The organism is Mesorhizobium sp. (assembly GCF_017306585.1).
Classification (GTDB): Bacteria; Pseudomonadota; Alphaproteobacteria; order Rhizobiales; family Rhizobiaceae; genus Mesorhizobium.
Window position 1 is genome coordinate 1 of the sequence record NZ_JAFKIC010000269.1, and the last position, 14,598, is coordinate 14,598.

Below are 14,598 nucleotides of genomic sequence, written 5' to 3' on the forward strand. Positions count from 1 at the left end.
CAATTACGACCGCCTCGTCGCCGCCGGCAAACCACCCAAGAAGGCCATCACCGCCATCATGCGAAAGATAATCGTCCTCGCCAACGCATTGCTCAGGGACCGCAGAAAATGGACCCCATCACTTCCTTGACAATCACGGATACTCTAGCTTCGCCACGCGGCGATGGGGTGTGGACAGGCAATGATGGTTGGTCAGGGCGGGACCGATGCGAAACCAGTTTGGCCGCTGGCGGAGGTCTTCCGTGCCTTTCTGAAACTCGGCCTGACCTCCTTTGGCGGTCCGATCGCACATCTCGGCTATTTTCGCGACGAGTTCGTGGAGCGCCGCAAATGGCTTGACGAGGCCGGCTACGCCGATCTCGTCGCGCTCTGTCAGTTCCTGCCCGGTCCAGCCTCCAGCCAGGTCGGTTTTTCCCTGGGTGTTCTGCGCGGCGGGGGGCTGCTCGGTGGCCTTGCCGCATGGGCGGGGTTCACCTTGCCGTCGGCGCTGCTGCTGTTGGCCTTCGCGCTTGGCGCGGCGTCGATCGATAGCGCCGCCGCCCAAGGCGTCATCCATGGTCTCAAACTCGTTGCCGTGGCGGTGGTGGCACAGGCGCTTTGGGGAATGAGCCGGAGCCTAACGCCGGACCTCCCCCGCGCCTGCATCGCGCTCGGCGCCCTGGCGCTCGTCACCCTTGCGGGCAGTTCGATCGGCCAGCTCGCCGCCATCGCCTGTGGAGCGGTTGCCGGCCTGCTGGTCTGCAGGACCGCGCCCTTGCCGGGCGGCGGCCACCTGGCCTTTCCCGTCAGCCGGTCTTCGGCGCTGCTCGCGCTGGTTCTCTTCGCGGCTCTGTTCGTGCTGCCGCCTCTTGTCGCCGCCAAAACGGACAGCCAGGCGTTGAAACTCTTCGACGCGTTCTACCGCTCGGGCGCGCTGGTTTTCGGCGGCGGCCATGTCGTGCTTCCATTGCTGCAGAACCAGGTGGTGACGACTGGCTGGGTGGCGCCCGAAGCCTTCCTGGCTGGCTATGGTGCTGCGCAGGCCGCGCCCGGGCCATTGTTCACCGTCGCCGCCTATCTCGGCGCCGTCAGCGGTCCGCAGCCGCACGGCATCGCCGGGGCGACGATTGCGCTCTTCGCCGTCTTCCTGCCCGGGCTGCTCCTGGTCTATGGCACACTGCCTTTCTGGGACGGGTTGCGCGGTCTTCCATGGGCGCAGGCGGCGATGCGCGGCGCCAACGCCGCCGTTGTCGGCATGTTGGCGGCGGCTTTCTACAATCCGGTGTGGGTGAGCGCAGTGCACGCACCGGTCGATTTCGCGCTTGCCCTTGCCGGATTCCTCCTGCTCGTCATCTTGAGGACACCGCCCTGGATCGTCGTCCTACTGCTTGCGATCACAGGTGCGACCACACACATGGTGGGCTGACGACACAGGACGGACCATCATGGCGCAACGACGCTCTTCCCTTGGCTTCCTCGGCATGTTCGGCCGCTCGGGCGATCTGCGGCAGCTGGATGCCGCTTTGCGCGGCGCCGGTCTCCACCCCGCGCTCGTTCCGGAAGGCGTGAAACTCACCCTCGTCAATCTGATGAAGGACCACTGGCCCGATGAGCCGCCGGCGGACGCCTATGCGTCGGTGGCGCGATTGTGCAGCTATTGCATCGCGGGCCCGCAGACCTTCGAACAGGCCAACGGCCGGGAGCGGACGCTGGACGTCGAGCGCCGCATCGAGGCGGCTCTTGAAGCCGGCGACAGCTTCGACGCACAGGTCGTGCTGATGACGCTGCACGCCAAGCTGATCAATGCCGAGGTCGTCGACCGATACGGGCTCAGCGCGGAATAACGCCAAACGCGCGATCTGTCGGGGTGACCGGGCCGATCAGGCCCGGCTGACTTCCTCAAGATACCAGTTGATGTAGCGCAGTTCGTTGTACTCCATCGGCGCGATCGGCCCGGGCACGAAATAGTGCGAACGTACGCCGCGCGCCGTGTGCTCGATGATCTTCTTGTCCTCGTCGGTGGTGACCTTCCACAACCAGGTCAGCTTCTCCAGGTCGTAATCCTGGCCCTCGACGGCATCGCCGCGCACCAGCCAGATCAGTTCCATCTCGCAGGTCTCGGCCGTCTTCGGGATGAAGCGGTAGATCATGCCGTGGTCGGGATAGCAGACCAGGAAGGTCGTACCGCCGAGATGAATGGAGGTGACGCCGCCATCATAGTCGGTGAAGCGGCCCATCAGCGGAGCCACCGGCGATCCATCCTGGCTGCCGCTCGAAACGCCGTCGTAGAGCGCGTAGCGGAAGGTATGGATTGCTTCCTGGCCGGCCGCCGAATTCTGCCAGCGGTTGGCGCTGCCGATCTCGATGCCGAGCGCGCAGGTGCGCTGTTCCATCGCCGCATTGAGCTGCTCGATCATTTCGGCCGGCTTTTCCAGTGCGTGCGTCTGCGAGTACTCCGGATGCGCCGGCCCGCAATGGTAGCACTCGACATAGTTCTCGACGGCGAGCTTCCAGTTGGCGTCCAGCGGATAGGACTGCCGATACGCCACCTTGGCGTCGCCCCAGCCATACTGGCCGCAGCTGGTGCGCAGCGACTGTTCGATCGGATCGAAATCGAGCGGCGTCTCGGCGAAGGAAATGAAGACCAGTCCCGAGGCGACGCGAACGTGAAGCTTCTTCAGCCCGTGCGCGGTGCGGTCGAAATCCTTCGGCATGAGGCGGGCAGCACGCAACGACCCGTCATTGGAATAGGTCCAGGCGTGGTAGGGACACACGAACATCTTCGCGTTGCCCTTCTCCTTGGTGCAAACCTCGGCGCCGCGGTGGCGGCAGACATTGAGCATGGCATGCACGGTGCCATCCATTCCGCGCGTCAGGATGACCGCCTCGTCGCCCAGCTTGAACAGCTCGAAATCGCCGGGATTGGGAATGACGCTGGCATGTGCCAGGCAGTGCCAGTGTCGGCGAAACACACGTTCCATGTCGCGCTCGAAGATCGCCTGGTCATGATAGAAGGCACGCACCAGGCCATAGCCCGGCCGGTGAGACGCCACCAACTTGTCGATCGCGTCGCCGTCGGTGTGGGTTTGCTGGAGAGGATGCACACTCATCTGTCGTTCCGTCCTGGGTGATGGCTATATGGCTGCATAATGTCTTCCTCGCTCAGCCGCCCATATATGTGCGCGGCAGGTGGATCAGGCTGCCGAAGCGGGCACGCAATCTGTCGTCGACCTGTTTTGGTACGTGACGCGGAAATCGTTCGGCAAGAATGCGTTTCTTTTCCGCGATCGCACGCAGCAATATATCAGGCCGGCCCTTTTCGTTCCATTCCTTCGGCGAAGAGCGGTCGCCGAGGGCGGGATAGAAATGCGCGGTCTGCAGCTTGAGCGTTTCTTCCTTGCCGAGGTAATGGCCCGGGCCTTTGAGACAGACCTCGGCGATACTGTCGATCGACAGGGTCTGGTCGGTCACGTCGATGCCGCGCGCGCAGCCCAGGCAATGCCCCAGCATGTCGTTGTCGATGATCAGGCTTTCCAGGCAGAAGCCGAGCAGCGAGGCATGCATGCCGGCCGCCTCGTAGACGAGATTGAGGCCGGAGAGGCCGGCCATCACATTGGTGATGCCCTTCTCATAGCCGGACTGAATGTCGGGCAGCTTCGAATCCGTCATGCCGGCGGCCGAACCGCCGGGCAGGTCGTAGAAGTGTGCCATCTGGGCGCAGGCGGCCGTTGCCACCGACTGCTCCGCCGATCCGCCGGCCATGGCGCCGCTGCGCAGGTCCGACATGAACGGCCAGGCGCCGAAGATCGCCGGATGGCCAGGCTTCAGCGCGTTGACATAGACCAGGCCGGCCAGCACTTCGGCCACCGCTTGCACCACCGCGCCGGCCATCGCCGCGGGCGCCGTCGTGCCGGACTGGCCGGTCGACAGCAGCAGGATCGGGATGCCGCCCTCAACGCACGCCTCGAGCACGCCGCAGGCGTCCTCCGCGAACTTCATCGGCGGCACGACGAATGAGTTGGAGTTGGAGACAAAGGGCCGGGCGCGAAAATTCTCCTCGCCGCCGGCGATGGCATAGAGCATTTCCAGCGCCGGCTTCACGTTCTCACGCACGGTGAAGGACGTTCCGACGTGCTTCGATGTTCCCATCACACAGGCGTAGAGCGTGTTCAGATCCATCTCGAGCGGATCGGCGATGTCGCGCGCCACCATCGGCCGCTGGAAGAAATGGATGTTATCCAGCCCATCGACCATCCGGGCGGCATCGTAAATGTCCTGCAGCTTGGATTCGCGGTATTCGCGCTTCTCCAGGTCCACCAGATGCACGGCGATACCTGCTGTGCCGTAGTGCACGCGCTTGCCCTGGACCACCATATCATGTCTGGCATCCTGGCCATGAAGCGTGAAATGCCGTGCCGCCCGTTTGATGGTATCGAGCACCAGCGCGCGGGGAAAGCGGATACGGCCGTCGTCGCCATGGACCGCCCCCGCTTTGGTCAACACCTTGGTGCAGGAGGGGATGGCATTGGCGAAGCCCACTGTCTCAAGAAGCGTCAGCACGCCCTCGTGGATGCGTTCGCAATCATCGCCACGCAGCGGCCCGTAACTGCCGCCCTCGATGGCCTTGTACTGGTGTCCGGTATCCTCCAGCAGAGGAGCTGATCGCATGGCATGTCCTGTTTTGAGAAGACCGGAGCGGTGGGGACGATGGGTCGCCGGCGTGTCCTGCTTTTCGACAGCCACTGGCATGGAAGCACTCCACCTTCGTCGGCAGGGCTCGTGGCGGTTGGTCCACCGATCGGCCTGCTTCTTCCCCTGACGCCGACTATGACGCCGGCACTGGTCCATCCTATGAGCCAGCTGGCCCAGTTGCATGTGCCAGAAACAACGCGACCGGAGCGGTTGAAGCTCCGGTCGCAGGCAATGCGCGATCGATCAGGCGGCGGCCGGTCTGCGTCCGGCGGCAGTGGCCAATTCCCGAATGCCGGGCTCGATGTGCTGCAGCGCGATCGAGGAAATGCCCAACCGCATGAAACGAGAGGGCTTTTCGGTGCGGTCGAAGAAGCGGTCGCCGGGCTCGATGATGACGCTGCGCGAGGCGGCGGCTTCGGCCAAGCCGCGCGAATCCGTGCCGCGCGGCCCTTCCAGCCACAGCGACGTACCGCCGGCCGAGTCGGTCGACCGCCATTCCGGCAGGAACGCGGAAATCGCATGGACCAGCCGCTTGCGCCGCTCTTCGAAAGCACTCGACAGCCGCCGCACCAGCGCCTCGTGATGGCCGAGCGACAGGAAGAGCGCCACGGCGCGCTGGTTGTTGGCCGGCGGATGGCGCAGCATGAAACGGCGCAGCGCCCTCAACTCGGCGATTAGTCCAGCAGACGCGACGATGTAGCCAAGCCGCAGGCCGGGAGCCAGCGTCTTCGACATCGAGCCGACATAGACGACCCGGCCGGAGCGGTCGAGGCTCTTCAGCGCCTGTTGCGGCGCTTCGTCCAGAAGCTGGCTGTCATAGCCGTCCTCGATGATGATCTGGTTGTGCCGGTTGGCGCGGGCCAGAAGATCCTGCCGCCGCTCGGCCGACAGCGGCACCATGGTCGGGCAATGATGGCTGGGCGTGACGAAGACGAAGCCGGAATCGGTCGGAATGGAAGAGGTTACGATGCCGGACTGGTCCACTGGCACCGGCTGTATGTCGGCGCCCGCAAGGCGGAAGATCGAGCGCGCGTCGGGGTAGCCCGGATCTTCCATCGCCACTTTCGAGCCCTTGGTCATCAAGAGCGACGCCAGCATGTAGAGCGCGTTCTGGGCGCCCAGCGTGACGATGATCTCGTCGGGATTGGCGAAGATGCCACGCCGGGGCAGCAGCCGCGCCTGGATCTGCTCGATCAGCAGCGGATCGTCGCGATCGACCATATCGGAGGCCCAGTTGCGGATTTCGAGCACCGCCAGCGCCATGCGGTTGCACTCGCGCCACTCGGCGGTCGGAAACAGCGCTGGGTCGAACTGGCCGTAGACGAAGGGGTAGGACGACTTGATCCAGTTCTCGTGCTTCACCGGCGGTTGCATGTCGCTGGCGGCGATCTGGCGGCGCGCCTTCCAGTCGATCTCGTTGGCCTGGTCCGGGGCCTTCTGGTGCGGCTTGGCGGGTGTCGCCAGCACGTCGGGATTGACGAAATGGCCGCGGCGCTCGCGCGCCACCAGGAAACCCTGGTCGACGAGCTGCTGGAAGGCCAGCACCACCGTTCCGCGCGCCACGCCGAGTTTCTCGGCCAGGATTCGGCAGGAGGGTAGCGGCATCGAAGCGGCGATCTGACGGTCGAGGATGGCGGCTACGATGGCTTGGCGGATCTGCGCCTGCAGGGTCTGGCCGGATTCAGCCGAAATCCGGAACAGGCCGGACCATATCGCCGTGTCGTTTCTCTGTGGCATGGAAGATGTTCCTCGATGGCCAGCTTTTTTGGCTTGGCTGGCCCAGTCGAATGTAACGGTGGCACAAGGGGTTGCGCCAATCAATTTTTCTGATCTTTGGGATTTATGCCAGTGATCCATCGAGTGATACATCGGCCGAAATCGCGCCGCTTTGCGGCGCCGCATGACACATTGTGTCGCCGCGGCGTGACAGAATGTGTCACCGCCACATATTGACCGGACGGAATTCGGCTCAATAGTTTTGCCGCGACGACACGCGCCGGAAACATCCGGTCTGATATGGTGCGTCGAAAAACGCCAGGAGCCCCCGCCAGTGGATCAGTCAGCTTTCCAGAAACAGCTCGCCGCCTTGCGCGACCATCGCGCCGCGGCGCCGGCCTCGATGCGCCAGGCCTTTGCCGCCGATCCCCAACGGTTCGCGACTTTCTCCGCCATCGATGGCGACCTGTTGCTCGACTGGTCGAAATGCGCCGTCGATGCGACCACGATGGATCTGCTGGAAAAGCTCGCCGGAGCCGCCGATCTCGAAGGCCGCCGCGCCGCCATGTTCGCCGGCAAGAAGATCAACATCACCGAAGACCGCGCCGTGCTGCACACCGCGCTGCGCAATTTGAGCGGCAAGGGCGTCACGGTGGACGGCCAGGACGTCAAGGCGGATGTCCTTTCCGTGCTCGACGCGATGGGCGCTTTCGCCGATGCGATCCGCTCCGGCAAGGCGACCGGCGCCACCGGCAAGAAGATCACCGACATCGTCAATATCGGCATTGGCGGCTCCGACCTCGGCCCCGCCATGGCGACGCTGGCGCTGGCGCCCTATCATGACGGACCGCGCGCGCATTACGTCTCCAACATCGACGGCGCCCATATCCACGACACGCTGAAGGGCCTGTCCGCCGAGACGACCTTGTTCATCATCGCGTCCAAGACCTTCACCACGGTCGAGACGATGACCAATGCGCAGACCGCGCGCGACTGGGTGCAGAAGGCGCTCGGCAAGCAGGCGGTCGGCAAGCATTTCGCCGCCGTCTCGACGGCGCTCGACCTCGTGGCCAGGTTCGGCATCGAAGCCGATCGCGTGTTCGGCTTCTGGGACTGGGTTGGCGGCCGCTATTCGGTCTGGGGCGCCATCGGCCTGCCGGTCATGATCGCCATCGGGCCGAGGAACTTCCGCGCCTTTCTCGATGGCGCCCACGAGATGGACGAGCATTTCCGCACCGCGCCGCTGCAACAGAACCTGCCGGCGCTGCTTGGCCTGGTTGGTTGGTGGCATCGCGTCATCTGCCAGTATCCGGCCCGCGCGGTCATCCCCTATGACCAGCGCCTGTCCAGGCTGCCGGCCTATCTGCAGCAGCTCGACATGGAATCGAACGGCAAGGGCGTCACCCTCGACGGCACTGCGGTGAAGACGCCGACCGGCCCGCTGGTCTGGGGCGAGCCCGGCACCAATGGCCAGCATGCTTTCTTCCAGCTGCTGCACCAGGGCACGGATTTCATCCCGGTCGAATTCCTTGTCGCGGCTGTCGGCCACGAGCCAGACCTCAAGCACCAGCACGACCTGCTGCTCGCCAATTGCCTTGCGCAGTCGGAAGCGCTGATGAAGGGCCGCACGCTGGAGGAGGCGCGCGCGCAGATGCTGGCCAAGGGCATGAAGCCAGCCGACGTCGACAAGATCGCGCCGCATCGTGTCTTCTCCGGCAACCGGCCGTCGCTCACCATTCTCTACCGCAAGCTCGATCCGCGCACCTTCGGCAGGCTGATCGCGCTCTACGAGCATCGTGTCTTTGTCGAGGGCACGCTGTTCAACATCAATTCCTTCGACCAGTGGGGGGTCGAACTCGGCAAGGAACTGGCGACCGGCCTGCTGCCTGTCGTGGAAGGCAAGGAAAGCGCCGCAAACCGGGACGCCTCGACCAGGGGGCTTGTGGAACGCATCCACCAATTGCGTGGTTCGGAGTGAAGGGCTTGGCAGACATCAAGGGGATACTGTTCGACAAGGACGGGACACTTGTCGACTTCAACGCAACCTGGCTCGGGGTCGCCGACTTCATGGCCATGGACGCATCCGACGGCGACCGCTGGAAGGCCGACAGGCTGCTCGCCGCGGCCGGCTTCGATTTCGCCAACCGGCGGTTCAAGCCCGACTCCATCTTTGCCTCGGGCACCAATCTCGATGTCGTCGAGCTCTGGTTTCCACGCCTGTCGAACGAGGACCAGATGCTGGCCGTCGCCCGCTTCAACGAGATCACCTCGGTGCAGGGCTCGGCGATGGCGGTGGCGCTGCCGGGCATCGTCGGTTCCCTGGCATTGCTGCACAAAAGGTCCTACCGGCTTGGTGTCGCCACCAACGACTCGACCAGCGGAGCGGAAAAGACCCTGGTCACGCTCGGTGTCGCGCAGCTTTTCGACGCCGCCTATGGTTATGACGCGGTCGCCAATCCCAAGCCCGCGCCCGACACCATCCAGGCCTTTTGCGACCTCACCGGCCTCAAGCCGGCGGAGATCGCCATGGTCGGCGACAACCGCCACGATCTCGAAATGGCGCGCGCCGGCGGCTGTGGCCTGGCGGTCGGCGTGCTTTCCGGTACCGGCACGCGTGAATCGCTGGCCGAGATCGCCGACGTCATCCTCGATTCGGTTGCCGATCTGCCGGATTTCCTTTCGGCGCGGGTCAGGGAGCCGGTCTGACGGCCAAGGCTGGGTAACGAAGGTCTGTTCTCGGGGCCTTCCCGCCAACCTTCGAGGGTGGCGGGAGGTCGTTGCTGGCCCACCCGCCACAAAGAGCAGGTTGCACCGGAAGCGGAGACCCCTAAGGGATTGTCGTGAACCGCTAAGCCCCCACGCCTTGCTCGGCAGGCCGCGATACATATTCCGGGAATTCCGCCGCGCCTCGGCTCAGGGCCTTCACCATGAGCAGGCCATCGTCAAAGAAGCCATTTCGCACATAGAACTGGTGTGTGCGGTGCTTCCCGAGCACCATGGCGATACGGAACACCGAGCATCCGGTCCGCTCGCCCTCCGCCTCGATCCAAGCCATCAGCCTGGCACCGATGCCAAGGCTACGCAGGCTCGTGTCGACCACGACATGATCGGCTTCGATGTATTTCCCGCACCAGAGCTGATTGCCCGTCCAGAAACCGGAGAGACCCACCAGCCGATCGCCGATATAGGCCGCGATACAACGGTAATTGCCCTGAGCGAGCATTGCCGAAAGTCGTTCGCAAAATACGGCTTCGTTCAGATGCGAGTTGCTCTGCCGGAACACCGGATAGGCTGGAAGCATCTCATCGAGCCCGTGGAGTTCACAAATAGTCACCTCGTCGGTCAAGACGGTCCCCCTCCGTTTCATCCCACTCTGCGGTCAATCCGGCCCATGGTCCAGCAGGATTTCCAATCGGAGATCGAGCCAATTGACCGCTAAGCTCGAGCCTCGCCATTGAGAGCGACTGGACGCTGCCGCGCCGCGTCAGCGCTGTTCCGGCTCGAACGAAAAGACGCCGCTGGGCGACGTTGTGGCCCCCTTCGCATCGCCGAAATCCGGCACCCGATATTCTGCAAGCAGCCGCAGCCGAGACAGCGGAAGATCGGTACGGCGGGGATCTCCGACCAGAACGTCGATGCCGGCTGCCAGGCAGCGATCGAGGAACGGGGTAACCCGTCGAGCAACCTCATGGCCGTAGAACACGTCGCCTGCAAGCACGAGGTCGACCACCGGCGGTCTGTGGCCGGTGATATCCCCTTCGACAAGGGTGATCGCGACACCGTTCGCCTCGGCATTGAGGCCGATCGCGGCAACGCCGTTGCGGTCGATCTCGGCTGCGGTGACCTCGCTCGCGCCGGCCTTGGCGGCGGCAATGCCGACGAGGCCGGAGCCGGCGCCGAGGTCGAGCACCCGGCGGCCCGCCACGATCGAAGGATGGTCCAATACATGGCGCGCCAGCACGGCGCCGCCGGCCCAGACATAGGCCCAATAGGGTGGCTGCGGCTCCGGCGCGTCGACGTCGCCTTCAGGTTCGAGAAGGCGCCTCAAGCCGCTGCCGGGATGCGCGGTGTAGAGCCGGATTTCCGGAAGTGTGGGCACGGGTCCAAGGCGCATATTCGCCTTGATGAATTCCGCCGGATCGAGGCGGCGATCCGGCATGTCGCCGCCGCCGGGACGATGACCCAAGACCGTGCCTACTGGCGCAACGCCCGCCGCAGGATCTTGCCGACCGGCGTCTTCGGCAGTTCGGTCCTGAACTCGATATATTTGGGCCGCTTGTAGCCGGTCAGGTTTTCGCGGCAATAGGCGGTGATGGCTTCCGCCGTCAGGGCTGGATCCTTCTTGACGATGAACAGCTTCGGCACTTCGCCGGAATGCTCGTCCGGCACGCCGATCGCCGCCACTTCGAGCACGCCCGGATGCAGCGCCACCACCTCTTCCAGTTCCGTCGGATAGACGTTGAAGCCGGAAACGAGGATCATGTCCTTCTTGCGGTCGACGATCTTGGTGTAGCCGCGATCGTCCATGAAGCCCATGTCGCCCGACTTGAAGAAGCCGTCCTTGGTCATCACCTTGGCGGTCTCATCAGGCCGGTTCCAGTAGCCCGCCATCACCTGCGGGCCGCGAATGCAGATTTCGCCGACTTCGCCCAGCGGTACGTTGTTGCCGTCGTCGTCGCGGATGGCGATCTCGGTCGAGGGCAGCGGCAGGCCGATGGTGCCGGTGAAGTCGCTGGACGTGAACTTGTTGGCCGTCGCCACCGGCGAGGTTTCGGAAAGGCCATAGCCTTCGCTGATCGGGCAACCGGTCAGCGCCTTCCAGCGCTCGGCGACGCCCTTCTGCACGGCCATGCCACCGCCCAGCGTCAGGATCAGCGGCTTGAAGTCGAGCTTGCGGAAATCCTCGTTGTTGAGCAGCGCGTTGAACAGCGTGTTGAGGCCGGGAAATATGTGAGCCGGATACTTTCCAAGTTCCTTCACGAAGCCCGGAATGTCGCGTGGGTTGGGAATGAGAATGTTCTGGGCGCCTTGCTGCATGCCCATCAGCGCGTTCACCGTCAGCGCGAAGATGTGATAGAGCGGCAGCGCGCAGACGAAGTTGAGATGCGCGGGCTTCGGCTTGACCGTATAGGCGTCTTCCACCCACAGCGAATTCTGCGCGACATTGGCCAGCACATTGCTGTGCAGCAGGGTGGCGCCCTTCGAGATGCCCGTCGTACCGCCGGTATACTGGAGGAAGGCGACATCATTGGCCGCCACCGTGGCCGGCTTGAAAGTCATGCCGCTTCCGACCTTCAGCGCCGCGTTGAACTTGACATGGCCGGGCAATGACCAGGCCGGCACCATCTTCTTGACGCGGCGCACCACCAGATTGACGATCGTCCCTTTCAGGCCACCGAGCATGTCGCCCATGGCCGCCACGACGACATGCTTGACCGAGGTCCTGGCGACCACGGCCTGCAACGTGTTGGCGAAGTTCTCGAGGATGACGATCGCCTGGGCGCCGGAATCCTTAAGCTGGTGTTCCAGTTCCCTTGGCGTATAGAGCGGATTGATGTTGACCACGATATAACCGGCGCGGGCCACCGCCATCATCGCCACGGGATATTGCAGGATGTTCGGCATCATCAGGCCGACGCGCGCGCCCTTCTGCAGTCCTGTCGACTGCAGATAGGCGCCGAAGGCCGCCGAAAGCCGCTCGAGTTCCGCATAGGTGATGGACTTGCCCATGCAGGTGAAGGCGGGCTGGCCGGCAAACTGCTTGCAGGCGGCGACAAGGAAGTCGCCGATGGAGTTGTAGGGAAGGGGACCGATCTCGGCCGGCATGTTCTTCGGATAATTCTTCAGCCATGGCTTTTCCGGCAGGCCGGAGGCGAGTTCGGTGAGCGCCTTGGGCAGCTTTTGGCTGGCGGCGGTTGGTGCCGTCTTTGCTTGCGATGTCGCCTTGGGGGTCCCGGTCTTGGCAGCCCCGGTCTTCGCGGGAGATGTCGCGGCGGAGGAGTTCCTGGTCGGCGTGGTCTTTGCCGTCGCGGCCGTCGCCGGCTTGGCCGCGGATTTGGCTGTGCTTGTTGCTTTCGCGACCGGCGCTTTCGGGGCTGGCTTTGCTCCCGTCTTGGCTGGAGCGGCCTTGGCGGCAGCTTTGACTTGCGCGTCTGCGGGGGCTGGTTTCGAGCCTGCCTTGGCCGACGCTTTCACCGGCGCCTTCGATGCTTTTGCCACCCGTTCCTCCTCGACATCTTTGTTGCCTGTTTCTTGGTGGCCTTGGCGCGCTGGCCTCCGTATTGACAGAGACGTCCTCCGCTGCCACCAGTTGATCATCTATGTATTGCCTCTATCGGCGAGGGTGCAAGTCTTGCCCTTGCGGCAAGGCGCCGAAAGATTTGCCACCGAAAATCTTTCCCGTCGGCTCCACTTGCAGCCGGCCTCTTCCACCATCCCCGGCGCGATGGCGGGTGGACGCGACGTCCATTCCAGGGGATCGCCGATCAATAAAAAAATGCGGTCGTTAACAATATCGTGAATGGAAGAAACTGCTAATTTTTTCTGCCATTTAACAAAATCGCGGATTTTTTTCCTGCTTCCCGCGGGGTAAGCAAACGGGGTGTTCCAAAGCCCGGAAAACGGTGCTTATATGCGCGCTTCGCGAGCCTGATAGAGGGGCTTGGAAGAACATCAGGGAGTGCTCAATGAAGAAGAAACTGACTTTTGCAGCCGCGTTGCTGGCTGCAAGCGTCCTGGGAGGCGTGGCAAACGCGAAAACTCTGGTCTATTGCGCGGAAGCATCGCCGGAGGGTTTCGACCCGGCGCCCTATACCGCCGGCCAGACGTTCGACGCGTCCTCGCGTACCGTTTTCAACCGCCTCGTCGAATTCGATCACGGCAAGACCTCGATCTCGCCCGGACTTGCTGAAAGCTGGACCATTTCCGACGACGGCAAGGAATATACGTTCAAGCTGCGCAAGGGCGTCAAGTTCGCCCCGACCGACTATTTCACCCCGACGCGCGACCTCAACGCCGATGACGTGGTGTTCTCCTTCGAGCGTCAGGTCGACAAGAACGGCCCCTGGTTCCAGTACATTCCGGGCATCGCCTACCAGTATTACAATGACCAGTTCGGCGACAACATCACCAAGGTCGAGAAGGTCGACGACCTGACCGTCAAGTTCACCCTCAAGGAGCCGGCGATCACCTTCGTTCCGACCCTGGGCATGGATTTCGCCTCCATCGTCTCGAAGGAATATGCCGACAAGCTCCAGGCCGACAAGACGCCTGAGCTGTTCAACCAGAAGCCGGTCGGCACTGGCCCGTTCATCTTCGTCGACTACCAGACAGACGCCGCCATCCGCTACAAGGCCAACCCCGACTATTGGGGCGGCAAGCAGAAGATCGACGACCTCGTCTTCGCCATCACCACCGATCCGGCGGTGCGCGCGCAGAAGCTGAAGGCCGGCGAATGCAACATCATGTCCTATCCGGCCCCGGCCGATATCAAAGGTCTGCAGGCTGACCCGAACCTGACGGTCGCCGAGCAGGAAGGCCTCAATGTCGGCGCGCTGATGTACAACACCCAGCAGAAGCCGTTCGACGATGTACGCGTGCGCAAGGCGCTCAACATGGCCATCAACAAGAAGGCCATCATCGACGCCGTGTTCCAGGGCGCCGGCCAGGTGGCCGTCAACCCGATCCCGCCGACCCTGTGGTCCTACAACAAGAGCGTCAAGGACGACTCCTACAACGTCGAGGAAGCCAAGAAGCTGCCGCCCGAGCCGCCGAAGGCCAAGAAGCCCGACAAGCCCGCCGAACCCGAGAAAAAGCCGGAGCAGACGGCCAAGGCGCCGGAACCGGCCAAGCCGGCCGAACCGCCCAAACCGGCCGAGCCCGCAAAGCCGGCCGAGACCGCCCCCGCCGCCAGCGGGGATGGTGCAACCGCGGCGATGAGCGGTGCCGACCCCGCGTCGAGCCCGTTGCCGATGAGCCTGTGGCGCAAGCCCGAGGACGCCACCGAGGAATAGCAGCCGCGTCAGCCGTGGTTGTCCGGCAATTCCAGCCGGAAGGTGGTGCCGAGCGGGCCGGTGCGGGCAAGCGTCAGATCGCCGCCATGGGCGCGCAGCATTTCGCGGGCGATCGCCAGGCCGAGCCCAGAACCGCCCGGCCGGCCGCGGCCGCGGAAAGGTTCGAACAGATGGGTCCGCACCGTCTCGGGAATGCCCT

Annotated in this window: 11 protein-coding genes and 2 pseudogenes; 6 read left to right on the forward strand and 7 right to left on the reverse strand. The window is 63.8% G+C overall.

Features of this window, described 5'->3' with window-relative positions:
* The 3 genes and pseudogenes from J0I79_RS31470 to J0I79_RS31480 form a co-directional block, all read left to right on the forward strand.
* Window positions 1-130, forward strand: a pseudogene (locus J0I79_RS31470) (IS110 family transposase); the annotation flags it as partial.
* 51 nt (window positions 131-181) lie between these two features.
* Window positions 182-1,405, forward strand: coding sequence for a chromate efflux transporter (gene chrA / locus J0I79_RS31475; RefSeq protein ID WP_292868872.1), 1,224 nt, complete (start codon window positions 182-184; stop codon window positions 1,403-1,405).
* Between the two features lie 19 nt (window positions 1,406-1,424).
* Entirely contained in the window at window positions 1,425-1,823 is a 399-nt protein-coding gene (locus tag J0I79_RS31480; RefSeq protein WP_292868875.1) for a hypothetical protein, read from the forward strand.
* Between the two features lie 36 nt (window positions 1,824-1,859).
* On the opposite strand, the gene J0I79_RS31485 is transcribed toward J0I79_RS31480, so the two are convergent.
* The 3 genes from J0I79_RS31485 to J0I79_RS31495 all read right to left on the reverse strand — a co-directional run bounded on the left by J0I79_RS31485 (window position 1,860) and on the right by J0I79_RS31495 (window position 6,408).
* The gene (locus J0I79_RS31485) at window positions 1,860-3,089 is read right to left on the reverse strand and encodes an aromatic ring-hydroxylating dioxygenase subunit alpha (protein WP_292868878.1); all 1,230 of its coding nucleotides are present in this window, start codon (window positions 3,087-3,089) and stop codon (window positions 1,860-1,862) included.
* A gap of 52 nt (window positions 3,090-3,141) precedes the next feature.
* On the reverse strand, window positions 3,142-4,728 hold the full coding sequence (locus J0I79_RS31490; protein WP_292868881.1) for a trimethylamine methyltransferase family protein: 1,587 nt from the start codon (window positions 4,726-4,728) through the stop codon (window positions 3,142-3,144).
* Between the two features lie 186 nt (window positions 4,729-4,914).
* Window positions 4,915-6,408 (reverse strand): PLP-dependent aminotransferase family protein, encoded by a 1,494-nt coding sequence (locus J0I79_RS31495; protein ID WP_292868884.1) that lies wholly within the window; start codon window positions 6,406-6,408, stop codon window positions 4,915-4,917.
* 313 nt (window positions 6,409-6,721) lie between these two features.
* On the opposite strand from J0I79_RS31495, the gene pgi reads away from it, so the two are divergent.
* Together pgi and J0I79_RS31505 are read left to right on the forward strand one after the other, a co-directional pair.
* On the forward strand, window positions 6,722-8,365 hold the full coding sequence (gene pgi / locus J0I79_RS31500; RefSeq protein WP_292868887.1) for a glucose-6-phosphate isomerase: 1,644 nt from the start codon (window positions 6,722-6,724) through the stop codon (window positions 8,363-8,365).
* A gap of 5 nt (window positions 8,366-8,370) precedes the next feature.
* Complete coding sequence (locus J0I79_RS31505) at window positions 8,371-9,093, forward strand: HAD family hydrolase (protein ID WP_292868890.1); 723 nt, start codon at window positions 8,371-8,373, stop codon at window positions 9,091-9,093.
* 142 nt (window positions 9,094-9,235) lie between these two features.
* On the opposite strand, the gene J0I79_RS31510 is transcribed toward J0I79_RS31505, so the two are convergent.
* The 3 genes from J0I79_RS31510 to J0I79_RS31520 form a co-directional block, all read right to left on the reverse strand.
* Window positions 9,236-9,733 carry a GNAT family N-acetyltransferase gene (locus J0I79_RS31510; protein WP_292868893.1) on the reverse strand — a complete coding sequence of 166 codons (498 nt, stop codon included), beginning with the start codon at window positions 9,731-9,733 and terminating at the stop codon, window positions 9,236-9,238.
* 138 nt (window positions 9,734-9,871) lie between these two features.
* A complete protein-coding gene (locus J0I79_RS31515) occupies window positions 9,872-10,546 on the reverse strand; it encodes a methyltransferase (RefSeq protein ID WP_292868896.1) in 675 nt (224 codons plus the stop codon).
* A gap of 35 nt (window positions 10,547-10,581) precedes the next feature.
* The gene (locus J0I79_RS31520; RefSeq protein WP_292868899.1) at window positions 10,582-12,606 is read right to left on the reverse strand and encodes a long-chain fatty acid--CoA ligase; all 2,025 of its coding nucleotides are present in this window, start codon (window positions 12,604-12,606) and stop codon (window positions 10,582-10,584) included.
* Window positions 12,607-13,073: 467 nt separating this feature from the next.
* Between J0I79_RS31520 and J0I79_RS31525 the strand changes: the two are divergent.
* A pseudogene (locus tag J0I79_RS31525) lies at window positions 13,074-14,141 on the forward strand (ABC transporter substrate-binding protein); the annotation flags it as partial.
* Between the two features lie 266 nt (window positions 14,142-14,407).
* Here J0I79_RS31525 and J0I79_RS31530 read toward each other — a convergent pair.
* The coding region (locus tag J0I79_RS31530) for an ATP-binding protein (RefSeq protein ID WP_292868902.1) at window positions 14,408-14,598 on the reverse strand (191 nt) is incomplete at its 5' end.